Origin of the sequence: Mesorhizobium sp. BR1-1-13 (assembly GCF_020165515.1) — a bacterium.
Taxonomy (GTDB): domain Bacteria; phylum Pseudomonadota; class Alphaproteobacteria; order Rhizobiales; family Rhizobiaceae; genus Mesorhizobium.
The window spans coordinates 130,433-151,027 of sequence record NZ_JAIUIH010000007.1; the positions used below are offsets into that span (position 1 = coordinate 130,433).

16 protein-coding genes are annotated in these 20,595 nt (G+C 63.7%); 6 read left to right on the forward strand and 10 right to left on the reverse strand.

All coding sequences use genetic code 11. The features are described from left to right. Positions 1-17: 17 nt before the first annotated feature. Positions 18-1,313, reverse strand: coding sequence for a lipopolysaccharide biosynthesis protein (locus LB533_RS17845; RefSeq protein ID WP_224677842.1), 1,296 nt, complete (start codon positions 1,311-1,313; stop codon positions 18-20). A gap of 199 nt (positions 1,314-1,512) precedes the next feature. Between LB533_RS17845 and LB533_RS17850 the strand changes: the two genes are divergently transcribed. The 4 genes from LB533_RS17850 to LB533_RS17865 all read left to right on the forward strand — a co-directional run bounded on the left by LB533_RS17850 (position 1,513) and on the right by LB533_RS17865 (position 8,028). Next, positions 1,513-4,098, forward strand: a complete 2,586-nt coding sequence (locus LB533_RS17850; RefSeq protein ID WP_224677843.1) for a Wzz/FepE/Etk N-terminal domain-containing protein — start codon at positions 1,513-1,515, stop codon at positions 4,096-4,098. A gap of 240 nt (positions 4,099-4,338) precedes the next feature. Next, positions 4,339-5,238 carry a bifunctional methylenetetrahydrofolate dehydrogenase/methenyltetrahydrofolate cyclohydrolase FolD gene (folD, locus tag LB533_RS17855; protein ID WP_224677844.1) on the forward strand — a complete coding sequence of 300 codons (900 nt, stop codon included), beginning with the start codon at positions 4,339-4,341 and terminating at the stop codon, positions 5,236-5,238. Positions 5,239-5,293: 55 nt separating this feature from the next. Then, positions 5,294-6,256: a GlxA family transcriptional regulator gene (locus LB533_RS17860; RefSeq protein ID WP_224677845.1), complete on the forward strand. Its 963-nt coding sequence runs from the start codon at positions 5,294-5,296 to the stop codon at positions 6,254-6,256. 89 nt (positions 6,257-6,345) lie between these two features. Further along, positions 6,346-8,028: a vWA domain-containing protein gene (locus LB533_RS17865; protein WP_224677846.1), complete on the forward strand. Its 1,683-nt coding sequence runs from the start codon at positions 6,346-6,348 to the stop codon at positions 8,026-8,028. Between the two features lie 69 nt (positions 8,029-8,097). Here the strand turns inward: LB533_RS17865 and edd are convergent, their stop codons facing one another. The 3 genes from edd to zwf all read right to left on the reverse strand — a co-directional run bounded on the left by edd (position 8,098) and on the right by zwf (position 12,163). Beyond that, a complete protein-coding gene (gene edd, locus LB533_RS17870; protein ID WP_224677847.1) occupies positions 8,098-9,921 on the reverse strand; it encodes a phosphogluconate dehydratase in 1,824 nt (607 codons plus the stop codon). Between the two features lie 71 nt (positions 9,922-9,992). Next, positions 9,993-10,709, reverse strand: a complete 717-nt coding sequence (gene pgl, locus LB533_RS17875) for a 6-phosphogluconolactonase (RefSeq protein WP_224677848.1) — start codon at positions 10,707-10,709, stop codon at positions 9,993-9,995. Beyond that, complete coding sequence (gene zwf, locus LB533_RS17880; RefSeq protein WP_140501096.1) at positions 10,691-12,163, reverse strand: glucose-6-phosphate dehydrogenase; 1,473 nt, start codon at positions 12,161-12,163, stop codon at positions 10,691-10,693. The genes pgl and zwf overlap by 19 nt, the downstream gene beginning before the upstream one ends. Before the next feature lie 313 nt (positions 12,164-12,476). Between zwf and LB533_RS17885 the strand changes: the two genes are divergently transcribed. Then, a complete protein-coding gene (locus LB533_RS17885) occupies positions 12,477-13,223 on the forward strand; it encodes an SDR family oxidoreductase (RefSeq protein WP_224677849.1) in 747 nt (248 codons plus the stop codon). 68 nt (positions 13,224-13,291) lie between these two features. Here the strand turns inward: LB533_RS17885 and LB533_RS17890 are convergent, their stop codons facing one another. The 3 genes from LB533_RS17890 to LB533_RS17900 form a co-directional block, all read right to left on the reverse strand. After that, a complete protein-coding gene (locus LB533_RS17890; protein ID WP_224677850.1) occupies positions 13,292-14,155 on the reverse strand; it encodes an SH3 domain-containing protein in 864 nt (287 codons plus the stop codon). 223 nt (positions 14,156-14,378) lie between these two features. Further along, on the reverse strand, positions 14,379-15,665 hold the full coding sequence (locus LB533_RS17895) for an NAD(P)/FAD-dependent oxidoreductase (RefSeq protein ID WP_140643178.1): 1,287 nt from the start codon (positions 15,663-15,665) through the stop codon (positions 14,379-14,381). 206 nt (positions 15,666-15,871) lie between these two features. Continuing rightward, on the reverse strand, positions 15,872-17,308 hold the full coding sequence (locus LB533_RS17900) for a glutamine synthetase family protein (RefSeq protein WP_181169525.1): 1,437 nt from the start codon (positions 17,306-17,308) through the stop codon (positions 15,872-15,874). 141 nt (positions 17,309-17,449) lie between these two features. Here LB533_RS17900 and LB533_RS17905 point away from each other — a divergent pair, with 141 nt between their 5' ends. Further along, positions 17,450-18,160 (forward strand): HAD family hydrolase, encoded by a 711-nt coding sequence (locus LB533_RS17905; RefSeq protein WP_140643163.1) that lies wholly within the window; start codon positions 17,450-17,452, stop codon positions 18,158-18,160. 15 nt (positions 18,161-18,175) lie between these two features. Here LB533_RS17905 and LB533_RS17910 read toward each other — a convergent pair whose 3' ends face one another. The 3 genes from LB533_RS17910 to aceA all read right to left on the reverse strand — a co-directional run bounded on the left by LB533_RS17910 (position 18,176) and on the right by aceA (position 20,444). Beyond that, positions 18,176-18,619, reverse strand: a complete 444-nt coding sequence (locus LB533_RS17910; protein WP_140643161.1) for a response regulator — start codon at positions 18,617-18,619, stop codon at positions 18,176-18,178. 240 nt (positions 18,620-18,859) lie between these two features. Continuing rightward, positions 18,860-19,102, reverse strand: coding sequence for a hypothetical protein (locus LB533_RS17915; protein ID WP_140498529.1), 243 nt, complete (start codon positions 19,100-19,102; stop codon positions 18,860-18,862). 52 nt (positions 19,103-19,154) lie between these two features. Beyond that, the gene (aceA, locus tag LB533_RS17920) at positions 19,155-20,444 is read right to left on the reverse strand and encodes an isocitrate lyase (RefSeq protein ID WP_140643159.1); all 1,290 of its coding nucleotides are present in this window, start codon (positions 20,442-20,444) and stop codon (positions 19,155-19,157) included. Between the last annotated feature and the right edge of the window lie 151 nt (positions 20,445-20,595).

Below are 20,595 nucleotides of genomic sequence, written 5' to 3' on the forward strand. Positions count from 1 at the left end.
ACTGCCCGGATGAAGGATCAGATCGCCTTCGCCGGCTTGCGCAGCGCCGAATAGGTCAGCAGCATCGACGCGAGATAGAGCAGCAGGAAGACGACGTTGAGCGACAGCACCAGCTTCGATGTGTCGGCAATGGTTGTCAGCACATAGGTCAGCAGCAGCGCCTTGAGAGCGGCGAGCAGGCCGAGATTGAGCGCCCGCACCAGCGTCTGGCCGCGCGCAAACAGAAGTTCCGCCTGGTATTCGACCAGATTGCGCAGTCCCGGAACGCCGATCGCCAGCGCCACCAGGGGAGCGGCCTCCGAGACGTTCTTGCCGAGCGCCCCGGGGAAGAAATGCAGCACCACGGCAAGCGCCAGCAGCGCTAGCGTCGAGACCGCGAACACGCCGCCTTCGATCCCGCTCTTGACCGCCAGCCGTGACAAGAGCTCCGGGGCACGCATCATGCGCTGCACCAGCATCATGGAGAAGGTGCGGATCGGGATCGCCGTCAGGTCGACCAGCCGCATGATGATGGCATAGATGCCGGCCAGATGCGGCCCGCCGATCGCCAGCACCAGAAGCTTGTCGAATTCCATCTGCAGGTAGAACAGCACCTCGGCGCCGGCGACATAGATCGAATCGGCGAGCCGCCTGAGATAAAGCTCGCCGCGCAGCCGCAGCCGCTGGCGCGGATAGAAGAGGCCGAACGCGACCAGCAGCGAGGCCGCGTTCGCGCCGATATAGAACCAGGACCACACCCAGACGCTGTGTTGCGCCCAGAACATGAACAGCACCGCGCCGGCGGCCCGCAAAGCCGTCGCCAGGATCGCCAGCACGGCGGCACGGCCGAATTTGCCGAGCCCGTTGTTGACGATCAGCGCCACCTCCACCGGCCGCCAGAGAAGCGCCTCGGCAAAGACGATTGCCGCGAACACCGGCAGCGGCACGGTGCTGGCGAAGAAGATCAGGTAGACGATGTAGGAGGCGGCGCCGAGCAGCGGCAACGAGACGATGCCGAGCAGCAGGAAGCCTGCGGTGAAGGTGCCGATCAGGTTGGGGCGGATGGTGGCGGTGCGGTAAAGTGCCGAGATGAAGCCGAAGGCCAGAAGCCGCGACAGCATCACTCCGGCGGCCGAGGCGGTGGCGAACATGCCGAACTCGGCGACGGAAAGCGTATTGGCCAAGGCGATGAAGTAGGCGAGTGAAAACACCAGCCGCCCGCCGGCGCCGCTGATCGCCGAAAAATAGTCGCGAACCAGCCTCCGTCTTTCGGCCACGAAGGTGCCGATCCGGGCGAGGGGCCGCCTTTGCGGTATGTCGCTGGCCTCAGTCATAGGTCAAGGGAAAGCCATAGGCGGCAAAGTTTAACGTGCCCTTCTGAATCTTCCTGCATCAGCTGAAATTCCAAGCAGCCGGCATCAAGCAATGCTTTCGGCCTCCTAAAATTAACCTTTTGTTTCCTATGCTTGTTTAGCGTGGCTTAACAAATGGCCGACTGCCGCTGTCTGGCGGCTGAAAGTAAGCTCCGCGACAATGGGCGACAGGGAAAATCGTGAGGACTGGAGGCGCGAGCGATCCTTGCTGGCGCTTGGCCAAGCCGTGCGCGGTGAGGACGAGGCATCGCTGGTCTCGCTAGGGGATCGGGCAAATCCGTCCTGGCGCGAGGATGCCGCCACACGTCATCGCCTGGCGCGTTCGCAGCGCGAGGCGAAGATGAATCCGGCGCCTCCCGCATCCGCCGCAGCGCAACGCTTGCATTCGGGCGACGAGCCGGCTCCGGCGTCCGCCGGCGTTTCGCATTCGCACCATGGGGCCGGTCTCGGCGGTTCCGACCCGGCGATGTCTTACGAAGAGACGGTTCCTGAGATCGCCTCGAGCGTCGATTCCCCGCGCAGCACATCCGAACCGCTGAGCGCGAGCGAAGCGGGAACATCTCCTGGCGAGGATGCCGACAGCCAGCAATGGAAGCCCCTGATCGATCCGATGCAGGTGGTTCGCGGCGTCGCCAGGTCAAAAGCGCTGATCATCACCACGACGGTGCTGGGCGCGGCGCTCGGCGTTGCGATTGCCCTGTCGACGCCGAAGAAATACGAATCCACCACCGAACTCATCGTCGACCCGCGCGATCTGAAGCTTACGGACCGGGATCTCACCCAGGCGGTGGTCATGCCCGACGCGGCACTCGTCAACGTCGAGAACCAGATCAAGTTGCTGACCTCCGGCACCGTGTTGAACAAGGTTGTCCAGGAGCTCAACCTGGTCGACGACCCCGAGTTCAACGGCCAAGGCAATGGCGGCCTCAGCGTCATGTCGCTGATCCGCTCGATCCTGTTGCGCCAGGACGGACCGGGCGGTGTCGACCAATCCCGCCGCCTTTCCCTCGCTATCGTCAACCTGGCCGAGAGCGTTTCGGTCGAGCGCGGTGGCAAGACGTCCGTGATCACCATCGGCGTCACCACGCAGGACGCCCAGAAATCGGCACTCATCGCCGAAACGATGACGAAGGTCTTCCTGCAGACTTCGGGTGAAATCCAGTCCGACACTGCCGGCCGGGCCAACAACGAACTGACGGCGAAACTCGACGAGATGCGCAAGGGCGTCGAAGCCGCCGAGCGCAAAATCGAGGATTTCAGGGCCACCCATGACCTTGTCGACGCGCAGGGCCACCTGATTAGCGACGACCAGATGCTCAAGCTCAACGAGCAGCTTTCCGTAGCCCGCGCCCGCACGCTGGAGCTGAACGCCCGCGCGGCCTCGGCACGTCAGGTCAACGTGAATTCGGTGCTCAGCGGCACCTTGCCGGAAGAGATCAACTCCAACTCCATGAGCGATCTGCGCTCGCAGTACGCAACGCTCAAACAGGAGGCTGATCGGGCAGCGGTCCGGCTTGGGCCGCGCCATCCCGAGCGCCAGGCGCTCGAGGCCCAACTCACCGGCGCGCGCGAACGCATCGTCGCCGAACTCAGCCGCATCGCATCGTCGCTGCAGGTTGACCTGAAACGCTCGGTTCAGCTCGAACAGGACCTTGCTTCCCGCCTGGCGCAGATGAAGGTGCGCAGCGGCGACGTCAACAGCGACCTTGTCTCGATGCGCGAACTGGAACGCGAGGCCTCGGCCAAGCGCTCGGTCTATGAGCAATATCTCCTGCGCGCCAAGGAGACCGGCGAGCAGAAGAATATCAACACCGCCAATATGAGCGTCATATCGCCCGCCTCCATTCCGCTGGAGCCGAACGGGCCGTCGCGCGCCGTGGTGGTGCTTGCCGGCCTGCTGCTGGGCTTTGCCTCCGGCGTCGGTCTCGGCGCCATGCGCGGCGCCTATGAAAGCCTGCGTGAGACCGCCGGGTCACGATCCCGCCGTGACCGCAAGATAGAGGAACGCCGGGTGCCGCTCGATGACCAGGCATTCCGGGCGCCGCCTCCGCTGCCGATACCGCAAGCATCGCCGCCGCAATCACCGCCGCCGCCACCAGCTTCAGTGCCGCCGCTTGCCGCGCAGGCCGGGGCCGCTGCCGTCGAGAGCCCAGGGCGGATGGGCGCGCTGATGTCCAGGCTGCGCAAGGCTGTGTCCCGCAAGCCCGCCGCCGAGGCGCAGGACGATGCGTTTCCCGGTGCATCTGCGTCGGCCCCTGTCGCCGAAGAGGGCCGGCCGGCGAACATTCCTGCATTTCCCGACTATCCGGCTCCAGATTCCGCCTTTGGACATCGCCCGCCAGCTCCGGACTATCCGCGGCCATCTTTTCAGTCAGCCGCGGACACCGGCTATGCGCGGCCCATGGCACCGCCATCGCGGTCGCCCCTGATGCCGCATCAGGCGATGTATCCGGCCTCGTCCCATCCCTATGCGCAGCCCTTGGTCTATCCGCACATGCAGCCTTGGCAGACGCGGTCGCCGGCAGGCCATCCCCAGGCCACGGCGCCCTATGGCGCGCCGATGCCCTACCCGGCGGCACCCGGTCCGGCTCAGCCGTCGGCCTATCCCGTCGCGCCGCTGGAGCAGCCCGCCGCCGAGAAGGGCGCCGAGCAGGCGTCGATCCAGGAAATTCGCGCCAGCCTGCGCGAATTTCGCGAGGCTGTTCGCGAGCTTACCGAGAGCCGCGCGGGCCGCCGTTATTTCTGAGCCACAAGATAGTCTCCTGTGTCGAACAAAAGCGCGCCGGTTTCGCGTAAACGGCATCGGACGGCGCTTTGACGGGATTGCGTGTTCGAATTTTCGTCAAAATGCCGCGCGGTGTCTTGCCGGAGATGCAGCCCGGCTGGCCGGGCCATGCAGGCTTCGGCGCACGCTTGAGAAAAGGATCCAAAGCGCCGCATTTTCGGACGCGGCCGGTTTGGCGGAACGTATCGAGGGGTGATTCATATGGCCGAAGTGATTGACGGCAAAAGCGTTGCCGAAGACGTGGTGCGGACGGTGAAGACCCTGACCGCCGAGCTTGTCGCCAAGGGCAAGGCCCAGCCCGGCCTCGCCGTGGTCATCGTCGGCGAGGATCCGGCGAGCCAGGTCTACGTCGCCTCCAAATCCCGCACCGCAAAGGAATGCGGCTTTCATTCGGTCCAGCACACGCTGCCGGCGGACACCTCCCAGGAGGCGCTGCTCAAGATCATCGACGACCTCAACGCCGACCCCGGCATCAACGGCATCCTGGTGCAGCTTCCGCTTCCCGCCCACATCGATGCCGGCAAGGTCATCCAGGCGATCGCGCCGCACAAGGATGTCGACGGCTTCCATTTCATCAATGTCGGCAAGCTCGGCACCGGCGAACTCGACACCGCTTTCGTTCCTTGCACGCCCGCCGGCTCGATGCTCCTGATCGAGCGCGTGCGCGGCAAGGATCTGTCGGGCCTCAATGCCGTCGTCGTCGGCCGCTCCAATATCGTCGGCAAGCCGATGGCCAATCTCCTGCTTGCCGCCAATTGCACCGTCACCATCGCGCACAGCCGCACGAAGGATCTGCCGGGGCTGGCCCGCACCGCCGACATTCTCGTCGCCGCCGTTGGCCGGCCGGAGATGATCAGGGGCGATTGGGTGAAGCCCGGCGCAACCGTCATCGACGTCGGCATCAACCGCATCCCGGCCCCGGAGAAGGGGGAGGGCAAATCCCGCCTCGTCGGCGATGTCGCCTATGCCGAAGCGGCCAAGGCCGCCGGCGCCATCACGCCCGTGCCCGGCGGCGTCGGGCCGATGACCATTGCCATGCTGATGGCCAATACGTTAGCCTCCGCCTACCTTGCGGCCGGGTTGAAACGGCCCTCCTTCTGACCACCAGAAAGCAGCAGCTTTGCCGAACCCAACTATTCCCTTGGAACGGCCGGTCATGAATGATCCCGTTCAAGGCGGCCGGCAATTCGCATTCCTGCTGGTCGACAAGTTCTCCATGTTCTCGCTGGCCGCCGCGATCGACACGTTCCGTTCGGCGAACCGGCTGCTCGGCCGCGATTTCTACGGCTGGACGACGGTATCGGCCGATGGCGATCCGGTGATGGCGTCCAACGGCTTGCCGCTCAAGATCGACTACAGCGTTGCCGACCTGCCGCCGGTCGACATCCTCTTCGTCTCGGTCGGGCTGACCACGGAATTTCCCGGCAAGAGCAAGGTTCTGGCGGCGCTGCGCAGCTGGGGCCGGCGCGGCAATGCGCTCGGCGCGCTGTCGGTCGGATCCTATTTGCTGGCCGAGGCCGGCCAGCTCGACGGCTATCGCTGCACCATCCATTGGGAGAACCGCGCCGGCTTCGTCGAGCGCTTTCCCGACATCAACTGCACTGGCAACGTCTTCGAGATCGACCGCAAGCGCTACACCTGCGCCGGCGGCACCACCTCGATCGACCTGATGCTGGAGATCGTGCGCGGCGATTTCGGCTCGAACCTCGCCAATGGCGTCGCCAACCAGTTCCAGCACGAGCGCATCCGCTCGGCCGGCGACCGCCAGCGCGTCGGGCCGGAGCGCGACCTCACCGGCAAGTCGGAGAAGCTCAGGCGCATCGTCGAACTGATGGCCGACCATCTCGACGAGCCGCTCTCGGCGGTGCAACTCGCCAAATCGGCCGGCCTTTCGGTGCGTCAGGTGGAGCGTTTGTTCCTGCGCCACCTCAACGTCACGCCCGGCCGCTACTACATGCGGCTGCGGCTGGAGCGGGCGCGCGAATTGTTGCGCCAGACCAACATGCCGATCCTCGACGTGGCGATCGCCACCGGCTTCACCTCGCATTCCTATTTTGCCCAGAGCTACCGGCTGCAGTTTGGCCGCCCGCCTTCCGAAGAGCGCCGCACCACCTACTAAGCCGCGGACAAGCCGCGTCCGGGCTTGTGTCCCAAGGTGGGCTCAAATAGCTTCAGCCGGCGGACGGAGCGGCTACTCAGGAGATTTCGATGGCGGGACTTGCACGGAGCGTCGCTGCGGCGTTTCTCCTTTTGTCGATGACCACATTCGGCTTTGCCGCGAACAAGGTCATCATCATCCTCGATGCTTCCGGGTCGATGTGGGCGCAGATCGACGGCAGGCCCAAGCTCGAAATCGCCCGTGAGTCGCTGAGAAGCGTGCTGCAATCGGTTCCCGCCGACGATGAACTCGGTTTCATGGCCTATGGCCATCGCGAGAAAGGCAGTTGCGAGGATATCCAGCTGATCGTACCGCCGCAGGCCGGCTCGGCGAGCGCGATTTCGGCCGCGGCCGACAGCATGAAATTCCTCGGCAAGACGCCGCTGACATCAGCCGTCAAGCAGGCGGCCGAAGCGCTGAAATACACCGAGGACAAGGCGACCGTCGTTCTCATCACCGACGGGCTCGAGACCTGTGGCGGCGACCCTTGCGCGCTTGGCAAGGAACTCGAATCGTCCGGCGTGGATTTCACAGCCGACGTTGTCGGCTTTGGCCTTACGGCCGACGAAGGCAAGCAGATCGCTTGCCTCGCCGACAACACCGGCGGCAAGTACATCCAGGCGTCCGACGAGAAGGCGCTGCGGGAAGCTTTGGTCGAAACCGTCGCCGCACCGGCGCCGGCACCGGCCTCCGAACCGGCGCCGGCACCGGCCCCCGAACCGGCGCCGGCCCCTGCACCTGAGCCCGCAAGGCCTGCTTTCAATTTCCAGCCGACCGTCGTGATGGCCGAAGGCGGCGAGCCGATCACCGACGGCAATGCCTGGGAGATCTACAAAGCCAACCCCGACGGCTCGCGCGGCGAGTCCGTCACCACCGAATACGGCATCTATAACGGCAAACTCGATCCCGGCGACTATATCGTCGTTGCGCGCGACGACGAAGCCAACGTTGAGCAGATGGTCAAGATCGAGGACGGCCAGATCTACAAGCCGCTCTTCACCCTGAACGCCGGCACATTGATCATCCACCCACATGCAAGCCAGGGCGCCGAGATCAGCAGCGAAGCCCGCGTCGATTTCGCCTATCCCGGTGGCAGCACCACCCATTACGGCGACACCCAGGCCATCGTGCCGGCGGGCGAACAGAAGGTGACGGTGCAGATCGGTGCCGGCACGATGACGGAAACAATCAAGCTCGCCCCCGGGCAGACCGTTGAAAAGGACCTCGTGGTCGGCGTCGGCCAGGCCGTGCTCAATGCGTACTATACATCGGGCGGCGACAAGGCCGACAATTCGGCCATCGGCTTTGAGATCGTCAAGGCGAAGAAGAAGATCGACGGCAGCCGCGACAGCGTCGACCACTCCTATGGGGCCGACAGCAAGTTCTGGCTGCCGCCCGACGACTATGTGGCGGTGACAACGCTCGATCTCGCCGTCGTCGAGCAGCCTTTCAGCGTCAAGGCCGGCGACAGCCAGGATGTGAAGGTCGTGCTCGATGCGGGCGTGCTCGCAATATCGGCGCCCGGCGCTTATTCGATTGAGGTGCTTTCGTCGAAAACGGACATCGAGGGCAAGCGCAAATCGCTCGGCTTCAACTACGGCGACAACTGGCAGCAGACGATCCCGGCCGGCGATTATGTGGTTGTCCGGCATATGTCGGATGAGGGTCATGACAAGGAGATGCCGGTAACAGTCAAGGCCGGCGAACGGACCGAGATCGCCGTCGCGGAATGATGGCCGGGGTTCCCGAAGCAAGAAGGGCGGTTCCGAACCGCCCTTTTTCATGAATTCCTTGCAGATGGATCAGGCGGTTCCAAACGCGCTGGCCCCGTGGTCGGCGCGGCCGACCAATTGCCGGAATCCGGCGAAGAGTTCACGGCCAAAACCGAACTCATTGCCGATGAGATCGGCTTCCGCTGTTCGCCTCAGCGCGAATTCCGCCGCCGGTACCAACACTTCAAGCGTGCCGGCATCCGCATCCAGCCGGATGATGTCGCCGTCGTGGATCCTGGCGATCGGGCCGTCCTCAACCGCTTCCGGCGTGACATGGATCGCCGCCGGCACCTTGCCGGAGGCGCCAGACATGCGCCCGTCCGTGACCAGCGCGACGCGCTGGCCGCGATCCTGCAGGATGCCGAGCACGGTGGTCAGCTTGTGCAGTTCCGGCATGCCGTTGGCCTTCGGTCCCTGAAAGCGGATGACGGCGATGAAGTCGCCGGTTAGCGTGCCGGCCTTGAAGGCCTCGTTCAGCCCTTGCTGGCTGTCGAACACCTTCGCCGGCGCTTCGATGAGGCGCCGTTCCGGCTTCACCGCGGACGTCTTAATGACGGCATGGCCGAGATTGCCGGCCAGCACTTTGAGGCCGCCCGTCGGCTGAAAGGCTTTCTTGAACGGCGCCAGCACCTTCGCGTCTCCACTCGCGCGCGGGGCGGCTTCGCGCACGACGCTGCCGTCAGCACCGAGCTTTGCCTCGACTGCGTAGGGCCGCAGGCCTTCGCCCCATACCGTCTGCACATCTTCATGCAGCACGCCTTCGTCGAGCAGCTCGCGAATGAGAAAGCCGAGCCCGCCCGCAGCGTGGAAATGGTTCACATCCGCAAGCCCGTTGGGATAGACGCGCGCCAGGAGCGGCACCGCTTCCGAGAGGTCGGAAATATCCTGCCAGGTCAGCGCGATCCCAGCGGCTGCGGCCATGGCGATCAGATGAATGGTATGGTTGGTCGAGCCGCCGGTCGCGTGCAGGCCAACCACGCCGTTGACGATCGAACGCTCGTCGATCATCCGCCCGACCGGCGTATAGGCGTTGCCAAGCGCGGTGATCGCCAGGGCCCGCTTCGTCGCCTCGCGGGTCAAGGCATCCCGCAGCGGCGTGCCCGGATTGACGAAGGAAGCGCCTGGCGTGTGAAGGCCCATGATCTCCATCAACATCTGGTTGGAGTTGGCCGTGCCGTAGAAGGTGCATGTCCCCGGTCCATGATAGGACTTGGACTCGGCCTCCAGCAGTTCGGCGCGGCCTGCCTTGCCCTCGGCATAGAGCTGGCGAACCCTGGCCTTTTCATCGTTGGGCAGGCCTGTCGTCATCGGCCCGGCCGGAATGAACACCGCCGGCAGATGGCCGAAGGTCAGTGCCGCGATCAACAGCCCGGGCACGATCTTGTCGCAGACGCCCAGATAAACGGCGGCGTCGAACATATTGTGCGACAGGCCGATCGCGGCCGCCATGGCGATGACATCGCGCGAGAACAGCGAAAGCTCCATGCCCGGCTGCCCTTGGGTGACACCGTCGCACATCGCCGGCACGCCGCCGGCAACCTGGGCGATGCCGCCGGCCTCCCGCGCCGCTTCCTTGATCAGCGCCGGGAACGTCTCGAAGGGCTGATGCGCCGACAGCATGTCGTTGTAGGAGGTGATGATACCGAGGTTCGGCACCTTCTCGGCGCCCAGCGCCACTTTCTCGGAGGGGCTGCACACGGCAAAGCCATGGGCAAGATTGCCGCAGGACAGCACCGCCCGGTTGGCGGTCTGGTTCGATGCGCTGGCGATGCGGCCGAGATAGGCCTCGCGTCCCGCCTTCGAGCGTTGGCGGATGCGCTCCGTGATGGCTTCGATGTCGCGTCTGGCGGTCATGGTGTCGGTCCTTTCAGGCGAGGGTCCCGGAAACATCCTCCCGCCGTTGCCGGGACCGCAGCAAGTTGAAATCAGGGTGCCCAGAAAACCTCTACGGGCCGGGGCGATGCGTCGAGTACGGCGCGGATAGGCTTTCGCGGCCCGGCACTGGTCGCGCCGTCGAAGGCGGTGCGTTTGTCCTCGCCCTCTATGTGCAGCGCCAGGAGGCCGGCATCTATGATGCGCGCCAGCGACAGGGTCAGCCGCGGCTCGCCGGCGCTTGCCGCATGAACAGGCAGCACGATCCTGTCCGAGGACGGGTCGAGCAATTTCGCAAGACCGTCGGCGTCCGGAAAGAATGAGGCGGTGTGGCCGTCAGGCCCCATGCCGAGCACTGCGACGTCGAGCGGCCAGGACAGGGACTGGAGCGCCGCATTATCCGATGCCGCGGCATCCTCGATGCTGACGGCTTCATGATAGAGCGGCACGAACCGTGCCGCCGCAGCCGCGTTCTGCAACAGATTGGCGGCCACCAGTCCGGCATTGGAACGCGGCGAGGACGCCGGCACGAAGCGCTCGTCGATCAGCGTCACCGTTACCTTGTCCCAGTCGATCGGCATTCCCGACAGGGCAGCAAAGAACTTTGCCGGCGTCGTGCCGCCGGAAACGGCCAGTAACGCCGTGCCGCGCGCCGCGATTGCCTTTGCCAGCCGGTCGGCGACGCGGCCGGCCAGCGCCGCCCCCAATTCCGCGCGGTCGGAAAAGCCATTCCAGTTGTAGCTGGCGCTGTTCAATTGCTCTCGTGCCATGTCCGCCCGTCACGTTCGATCAGCGCTATCGAGGCCGAAGGTCCCCAGGTGCCCGCCGTATAGCCTTGCGCCTCCTGTCTGGCGCTCTCCCAGGCGTTCTGGATCGGGTCGATCCACCTCCACGCGGCCTCGACCTCGTCGCGGCGCATGAACAGCGTCTGGTTGCCGCGCACGACATCCATGATCAGCCGTTCATAAGCGTCCGGCGCGCGGCCGTCGAAGGACTGCGCGAAGCTCATGTCGAGCGAAATCTGCCGCAGCCGCATGCCGCCCGGACCCGGGTCCTTGATCATGATGAATTGCTTGACGCCTTCGTCGGGCTGCAGCCGGATGACCAGCTGGTTGGCGAAGATCGGCCCGGCGCTGTCGCCGCCGAAGATCGAATGCGGGATCGGCTTGAACTCGATGACGATCTCCGAGACCCGGGTCGCCAGCCGCTTGCCGGTCCTGAGGTAGAACGGAACGCCTGCCCAGCGCCAGTTGCCGATCTCGGCCTTGATCGCGACGAAGGTTTCGGTGTTGCTGTCCTTGCCGAGTTCCTCGACATAGCCTTTCACCGGCCCGCCTGCGGAGGCGCCGGCGCGGTATTGTCCACGCACCGTGTGCTTCGGCGCCTCGTTGCCGTTGATGCGCTTGAGCGCGCGCAGCACCTTCAGCTTCTCGTCACGCACGGCGTCGGCGTCCATCGAGGAGGGCGCTTCCATGGCCACCAGGCAGAGCAGTTGCAGCATATGGTTCTGAACCATGTCGCGCAGCGCGCCGGCCTTGTCGTAATAGGTGACACGGTCTTCCAGGCCGACGGTCTCGGCGACGGTGATCTGCACGTGATCGATATGGGCGGAGTTCCACAACGGCTCGTAGAGCGCATTGGCAAAACGCAGCGCCATCAGGTTCTGCACCGTCTCCTTGCCGAGATAGTGGTCGATGCGGAAGATCTGGCTTTCATGGAAGTCGTCGCCGACCAGATCGTTGAGCGTTTGCGCCGAAGCGAGATCGCGGCCGATCGGCTTCTCCAGCACGATGCGCGAGTTCGGCGTGATCAGATCGTGTTCTTTCAGCTTGTGCGAGATGTCGCCGAACAGCGCCGGCGCCACCGCCAGATAGAAGGCGCGGATGCAGTCGCTGTCGCCGATAGCCTTCTTCAGCCTGTCGAACCCCGCGCCGCTCGTCGCATCGGCCGGGACATAGGAAAGCCGCGCCAGGAAGGTCTTCAGCTCCTTGGGGTCGATATCGGCCGCCTTGACGTGGTCGGAAATGGCCTGCTTGGCGAAAGCCCGAAATTCGTCATCGCTCATCTTCGAACGCGACGTGCCGATGATTCGGGTTGGCTCGGAAAATTGATGATCGCGCTGGCGATAGTAGAGCGACGGCAGAAGCTTGCGTTCCGACAGGTCGCCGGTGCCACCGAAAATGATGAAGTCGAAAGGGTCGACGGGGATGATCTGGCTGGTCATGGTCTATCCGCTTTGACGCCGGTCGCGAGTACGCGGCTGATATATTCTAATCGATTTAAATTTTCCAGTGCCATGGTGTCACATCGAGGACCGATCGCTACATATTTGCGTCGGCCCAGATGTGTGCTTGACACTGGCACCAGGCGGAGGCTTGTCGGCAAGCGACAACTCCGCCAAGCCTTCGCAGTTGCAGCATAGGACGTGAATGTGACGAAAGCTAAGGGAGAATCAGCGCTCTGCTTGTTGCGGCACAGGCCATGCCGCCGGCAGCCCGCGGTAAAAGCCACGCGATGAACCCAGGGAGCGGAAAAACATGCGTCTGAAGGACAAGGTCGCCATCGTCACCGGGGCCGCTTCGGGTTTCGGCGAGGGCATTGCCCGGCGCTTTGCCGAGGAGGGCGCCAGGATCGTCGTGGCCGACCTCAATGCCAGGGGTGCCGAACGCGTGGCCGGCGAGATCGGCAAGGCGGCGATCTGGACCCAGACCGACGTTTCGCAGCGCTCCGAATTCGACGAGATGGTCCATGCCGCCAAAAGCGCCTTCGGCCGCATCGACATCATGGTCAACAATGCCGGGTTCACCCATCGCAATGGCGACATGCTCGCAGTCGACGAGGCGACGTTCGACCTGATCACATCGGTCAACATGAAGGCGGTCTATCATGCTGCCCTTGCAGTCGTGCCGATCATGGAGCGGCAGGGCGGCGGCGTCATCCTGACCACGGCGTCGACCGCTGGCCTGCGGCCTCGGCCCGGCCTCACCTGGTACAATGCCTCGAAGGGCTGGGCGATCACCGCCACCAAATCGATGGCGGTGGAACTCGCGCCCAAGAACATCCGCGTCAACTGCCTGTGTCCGGTGGCTGGCGAGACCGGCATGCTGGAAAAATTCATGGGCGCCGACACACCCGAAATCCGCGAGAAATTCCGCGCCTCGATCCCCCTCGGGCGGCTTTCGACCCCGCTCGACATCGCCAATGCGGCACTGTGGCTGGCATCCGACGAGGCCGCCTTCATCACCGGCGTGGCGCTGGAGGTCGACGGCGGGCGCTGCATCTGACGCACATCGTCATCGCTGCCCCCAACCATCGGCCCGGCCGTGCTTGCCTTGATCGGGGCGCTGGTGCGTCAGGCGCCGGTCTTGATGTAGGTTTTGTAGACCCAGCCTGTCTTGCCGTTGTAGACGATCTGGCACCAACGCTTGCAGCTCATCACTTGCACCGAGGTCTTGGCGGGCACCGTGACGATGGCGGCCGCATTCTTCTTCGGGCCGCTGCGCATGGTCACGGCCCTGAGAATGCGCCCGGTGCCAGCCGCGGCCGCTTTGCGCGGTTTGGCATTGCTGTCGTCATCCTGCGCCGCAGATTGCTGCGACGGTACTTGTGGTTGCACGGCAGGAATGGCGGCGGTCTGCGCGCCATCGGGACTGCTGCCCGCCGCCGGGGCCGGTGCGGCGACTTTGGCGAGCTCGGCGGCGGCGTCGGTGTCGGCAGCGGGTTGCGCGAATGCCGCGGCCGCCGCCGGCTTGTCAGGCGTCTGCCCGGCCTTGCTCGCCGACTGGCCGGAGGCGGCAGGCTCGGGAGCTGGTGCGGTCTTCGATCGGGAAGCGGTCCAGCGCGGGTCGTTCGCCGCGAGCGCCGGAATGGCGGCTTCCGAGACAGCCACGGTCGGCGAGACCTGGTCGGACTTTCGCGCCGCTTGCGGCACCGCCGCCGCGGCCACCGTAATCCCCGCCGGCGCGATCTTCGTCGTCTTCACCGGAACGGCCGGAATGGCTTGCTCTGGATTGGCAACTGCTTGCCGCTCGTTCGCCGGCAACGCCAGCCACAGGGCCACCGCGGCCACGCCGAGCAGCGCGGCCGTGCCAACCGCGGCAATCACCAGATGCGAGTTCGAACGGACTTCCTGCCAGAATGACGGGCGCATGTCGTAGCCGAACTGCATGGCAAAGCGCCGACGTTCCGGAGCACCGAAACTGAAGGGCTCTCTCACTCTTGCCACCTCCATAAGGGGCGATGTTCTTCGATCAAACACCGCAACGCGTGCGTCGATCACACCGGTCCCAAATCAAACAGCGGGCGGGCCCGCAGAAAATCCCCGTCTATATTCGCCCAGAGAATGCACTTTTTGCCCGCGATTGTGGCATCAGTGCGCCATTGCTGAAGATTCTGCAACGCTTGGATGTCGCAGCCCCCATGATATTACTCAACAATTGTTAAATCCTGTCGCGCAACGCGAACCAGTTGAGCGCCAGGAAAAGCAGCGGCGCGCGCAAGCGCCGGCCACCGGGAAACGGCGGGATCTTCAGATCCTCGATCAGCTTCAGCCGGTCGCGGTTGCCGGCTACCGTTTCGGCATAGAGCTTGCCGAAGAAGTTCGACAGCATGACGCCGTGGCCGGAATAGCCGCCGGCCGAGATCACATTCGGCATCACTTCTTGCACGAACGGCTTTCTCGGCACCGTGATGCCGACATAGCCGCCCCAGCCATGCGTGATTTCGACGTCCCTCAGTGCAGGATAGAGTTCCGCGATCTGGCGGCGGATATGGATATGGATATCCTTGGGGTCGTTGACGCCATAGACCTCGCGTCCGCCGAACAGCAGCCGGCCGTCCCTCGACTTGCGGAAGTAGCGCACGACGAAGCGGGAATCATCGACCGACTCGCCGCCCGGCAGCACGTTTGTGCCAGCTCCAAGCGGCACGGTCGCGCCGATGAACGAGCCGATCGGCATGATGTGCGCGGCACTCACCGGTTCGAGCGTGCCGCCATAGGCATTGACCGCGATCAGGCATTTCTGCGCTGTGATCGTCCCCCTGGCTGTCGAAACCTTCACCGTGCCGCCGCTCGAAACAATCCCGGTCGACGGCGTCGCTTCGAACAATCGTGCGCCGGCCTGTGCCGCCACCCGCGCCGTGCCGATCACCAGTTTCATCGGATGGATATGGCCCGTGCCGGTGTCGCGCGTACCGCCGAAATAGGCTGTCGAGCCCAGCCGCTGCGCCGTTTCGATCTTGTCCATGAAGGAGATGTGCGGATAGGAGAAGCGGCTCGCCATGATCTCGGCATGCGTCTTGTAGTCGTCGACATAGCGCGGCTTGTGCGCGACCGAGAGCTGCCCCGGCATGTAGTCGATATCGATCTGGTTGGTGGCGGCGAATTCGAGCAGATGCGCCTTCGCTTCCTCGGCGAGATCGAACAGTGCCTTGGCGCGGGAAAACCCGTATTCGGCCTCCAGCTCCTCGGCCCAGGCGCGCTGCCCGGTGCCAAGCTGGCCGCCATTGCGCCCGGAAGCGCCGTCTCCGAAGCGATACGCCTCGATCAAAACGACATTGGTGCCAGCCTTGGCCAGATACACCGCCGCCGACAAGCCGGTGAAACCGCCCCCGACAATAACGACGTCGCAGCTCCGGTCGCCGTCCAGCGCCGGATATTCGGGTCGCGGGCCGGCCGTGTCCTCGTACCAGGAACGGCCGGGGGAGATCGGGGATTGGTAGGGCATGATGCGACGAAGACCCGGGTGTTTTTTTGAGAGAGTAGTAAGTAGCAAGTAGTGAGTAGTGAGTAGTGAGTAGTTAGTAGTTAGTAGTTAGTAGTTAGTAGTTAGTAGTGAGTAGTCTATGGTGTGGAGGTGAGTTGAGAAACTACCCACTACCCACTACCCACTACTCACTACTCACTACTCACTACTTGCGAGCCATCCAGCCATCACACATTCAGCAACAAATACTCCCTCTCCCAAGGACTGATCACTTCCATGAACGTCTCGAATTCCGCCCGCTTGATCGCCGCGTAGGTCGCGGCGAAGGACTTGCCCAGCAGCGCGCCGAGTTCCTCGTCGCCCTCGAACAGGTCGACGGCTTCGAGCAGGCTGCGCGGCAGGTCGATCTCGTCGGCATTGGCGGTGGTCAGCACCGGAGGTTCGGCCTTGATCTTGTTGGTTACGCCGATCAGCCCGCAAGCGAGCGAAGCGGCCAGTGCCAGGTAGGGGTTGGCGTCGGAGGAGGGGATGCGGTTTTCGACGCGGCGCGCCGCCGGATCCGAGCGCGGCACGCGGAATGCCGTCGTGCGGTTGTCGTAGCCCCATTTGTTGTTGACCGGAGCTGAAGCCGCCTGTGTCAGCCGGCGGTAGGAATTGACATAGGGCGCAAACATGACCAGCGCGTTCGGCACATGCTTCTGCATGCCGCCGATGAAATGGAAAAAGTCCTCGGTTTCCGAGCCGTCCTCGGCCGAGAAGATGTTCTTGCCCGTCTTCTTGTCGATGACCGACTGATGGATGTGCATGGCTGAACCCGGCTGACCCTGAATCGGCTTGGCCATGAAGGTGGCGTAGATTTCGTGCTTCAGCGCCGCCTCGCGAATGGTGCGCTTGAACATGAACACCTGGTCGGCGAGCTCGACGGGATCGCCATGGCGCAAATTGATCTCGAGCTGGCCGGCGCCCTCCTCATGGATGAGCGTGTCGATCTCCAGGCCCTGGCTTTCGGAGAAATGATAGATGTCGTCGATCAGTTCGTCGAACTCGTTGACGCCGGCGATCGAATAGCCGGCGCCGCCGCCGATCGCCCGCCCCGAACGGCCGACGGGCGGTGTCAGCGGGTAGTCCGGATCCGGGTTCTTGCGCACCAGATAGAATTCGATCTCGGGCGCCACCACCGGTTTCAGCCCGCGCCTGTCATAGGCGGCCAGAACACGCTTCAAGACGTTGCGCGGCGTGAATTCCACCGAGCGGCCGTCCTGGTGGACGAGGTCGCAGATGACGGCCGCCGTCGGGTCTTCCTCCCAGGGCACCACCGTCAGCGTCGACAGGTCCGGCATGAGCTTGAGGTCGCCGTCGTCCTCCGGGTAATGGAAGCCGTTGCCGTCCTCGGGATAGCCGCCTGAAATGGTGGTCATGAACACGGCTGAAGGCAGAGCCAGCGAGGTGTTGGAGGTGAATTTCTTCGACGGCATCATCTTGCCGCGGGCGACGCCGGCCTGGTCAGGCGTAATGCATTCGATGTCTTCGATGCCGCGCCAGTCCAGCCATTCGCTGACTTCCTTCCAGTTCTTGACGCCACGCAGGTTTTTCACGAAGGCAGGCGTGCGGGCGCGCCCTCCGCGACTCGACGGACGGACTTCCTTTTTTGCAGGCGGCATCATTCACCAGATTGGGTTGCGGATTTAGGAGTATAGTCGTCCCCGGCGACGGAAGGGAAGGGGAGCGGTCGGCATTGGCCGTTGCGGTTGAAAATCGCGGCCGTGAGCTTAGGTTCAGCCTCGTTTACACATGAGAACGCCTCGATGCAGAAGACCGGCGAACTGACCACCATAGGCTTCGATGCCGACGATACGCTGTGGCAGAACGAACAGTTCTTCCGCATGACCGAGAAGCGGCTTGCCGCCATGCTTGCCGATCATGGCGAGGAGGAACATATCTCGGCACGGCTGCTGGAGGCGGAGAGACGCAACCTTGCCGTCTACGGTTTCGGCATCAAGGGATTCACGCTGTCGATGATCGAGACGGCGATCGAGGTCACGCAAGCTCGCGTCCCGGCCTCGGTCATATCGGAGATCCTCGGCGCCGGCCGCGAGATGTTGAGCCACCCGATCGAGGTCTTGCCGCATGCGCGCGAGACCGTGGAACGGCTCGCCGGCGCCTATCGCCTCGTGCTGATCACCAAGGGTGATTTGTTCGATCAGGAACGCAAGCTGGCCGGGTCCGGCCTCGGCGATCTGTTCGACGCGATCGAGATCGTCAGCGACAAGAACGCGGCTACCTATGCGCGCGTTTTCAGTCGCCATGGCGACGGCCCGGCCAGGAGCATGATGGTCGGAAATTCGCTGAAGTCCGATGTGGTGCCGGCCATCGAGGCCGGCAGCTGGGGCGTTCATGTCCCGCACGAATTGACCTGGGTGCTTGAACATGTCGAAGCGCCCATTGCCGAAGCGCGCTTCCGGCAGATCTCCGATCTCGGACGACTGCCCGAACTGATCGAAAGCCTCGCCAGATAGACTTGCTTGCCGCCTTCAGCGGTTAACCAGCCGATCAATCACCGGCTGCAATCGCTCGGGCGTAATCGGCTTGGCCACTACCGCGTCGACGACGTTTGAAAGGTCAAGGCTCTCCGGCGTGCCGTTCTTGGTCGAAAGCAGGACCACGGCAGGGAGCGATTTACCCGAAGCCCGCCGCAACATCTCGATGCCGGGCATCAGAGTGTCGCAGTCCCTGTTATCGGCGCCGCCGTCCAGGACAATCACGGCCAGGGCCAGCAAGCGCAAGGTCTTCGCCGCCATGTCGGGTGATTCCGAGATCGGCTTGAGCCCGGACCGCTCGACGATCTTGGAAATCACCACCCGATTGATCGGGGACTTGCCGACAACGAGCACCTGCGAGGTCTGACGGATCGTCTCCGTGGCTGAATCCCGGGTCACCAGATTAGGATGTTTCGCGCTTTCGTCGTCACGCTTCACTGGGCACCCAAGTCAGCCAAAAAACTCGTCCCATTTCAATGCAGAGTTGAAATCAGGCGACAATTGGCGTGAGATCGCGCTCCCTGTCAAGCCGAAATAAAAAGTTGGGGGAAAGCAATCCCGCAGCAGTCAATTCAAGCAACAGTACTGTACTGCTCTGTCCATTCCTTGGTTGCATGAAAATAAAATTCACCTGCGCATACGCGGCGCAGGTGAGAGGCGGCCCTGCGCGATCTTCGATCAGCCATGGCTTTGCTGCGTGACGATGACCGGGATCAGCAGGTCCCCCCAATTGCCGTCGCCGCCATGGTGTCGTGCCGAGCGCACCAGCTCGACCGAGACGCCGGCTTCCACCGCCTTCATCACCGACTGGTTGAGCCGGTGCAGATCGTTGGCCAGCATGCGGATCGTCGCTTGCTGGTCGATGCTCATCGTGGTCGACTGCTCTTCGGCCCGTTCCTTGACGCGGCTTATCGATGCCATTGGTCTTCTCCTTGCTGTATGCCCTTGGGGGTTTGCCGAGATCCCTGGTCTGCTATTCAGCAGCCGGTTTGAACTGGGCGTGCTCGGTCGATTCATGCATGGCCGTGGTCGATGACCGTCCGCCGGTGATCGCCATCGACACGGCATCGAAATACCCGGTGCCGACCTCGCGCTGGTGCTTGGTCGCGGTGTAGCCGTTGGCCTCCGCCGCGAACTCGGCTTCCTGCAACTCCGAATAGGCTGCCATCTGCCGCTCCTTGTAGCCGCGGGCGAGCTCGAACATGCCGTAATTGAGCTGGTGGAAACCGGCCAGCGTGATGAACTGGAACTTGTAGCCCATGGCGCCGAGCTCTTTCTGGAACCTGGCGATCGTGGCGTCGTCGAGGTTCTTCTTCCAGTTGAACGAAGGCGAGCAATTATAGGCCAGCAGCTTGCCGGGGTGATGCCTGTGCACGCCCTCGGCGAATCTCCTCGCCTGTGACAGGTCGGGCTTCGAGGTTTCGCACCAGATCAGGTCGGCGTGGGGAGCGTAGGCGACGGCGCGCGCGATGCAGGGCTCGATACCGTTCCTCACCTGGTAGAAGCCCTCCACCGTCCGGCCGGCGTCGTAGTCGACGAAAGGCTGGTCGCGCTCGTCGATGTCGGAGGTGAGCAGCTTTGCCGCTTCGGCGTCCGTGCGCGCCACGACCAGGGTGGGCGTGCCCATCACGTCGGCTGCCAGGCGTGCGGCGTTAAGATTGCGGATGTGAGCCGCGGTCGGGATCAGCACCTTGCCGCCGAGATGGCCGCACTTCTTTTCCGATGCCAATTGATCCTCGTAATGGACGCCAGCGGCACCTGCCTCGATGAACGCCTTCATGATCTCGAAAGCGTTGAGCGGCCCACCGAAACCGGCTTCGGCATCGGCGACAACAGGTGCGAACCAGGTATCGACCGAAAGCCCCTTGCCTTCGGAGGTCTCGATCTGGTCGGCGCGCTGCAAGGTGCGGTTGATGCGCTTGACGAGTTCGGGCGCCGCATTGGCCGGGTAGAGCGACTGGTCCGGATACATGGCCGAGGCGGTGTTGGCGTCGGCGGCGACCTGCCAGCCAGACAGGTAGATCGCTTTCAGCCCGGCGCGCACCTGCTGCATCGCCTGGTTGCCGGACATGGCGCCGAGCGCGTTGACGAAGTCCTCCTCGTGGATGAGCTTCCACAGCCGGTTGGCGCCCATTTCCGCCAGACTCTGGCGGATCTGCACCGAGCCGCGCAGTCGCGTCACATCCTCCGGCGAATAGGGACGTTCGATGCCGTCGAAGCGGCCCTCAGGGGCCGAGGGGACGAGGTTGTAAAAATCAGTCATGCTCTACTCCGGAGGATTGTTTCTCTGTGGCTCGGCGGCATTCCTCGCCGCGTTCGGATGTGACTGAATTTACAGTGCGGGGCGAAAAGAGCCATGGAAATCGAAAAATCAGGCCCGGAATAAGGGAAAATCTGTATTGTGTTTGACAGAT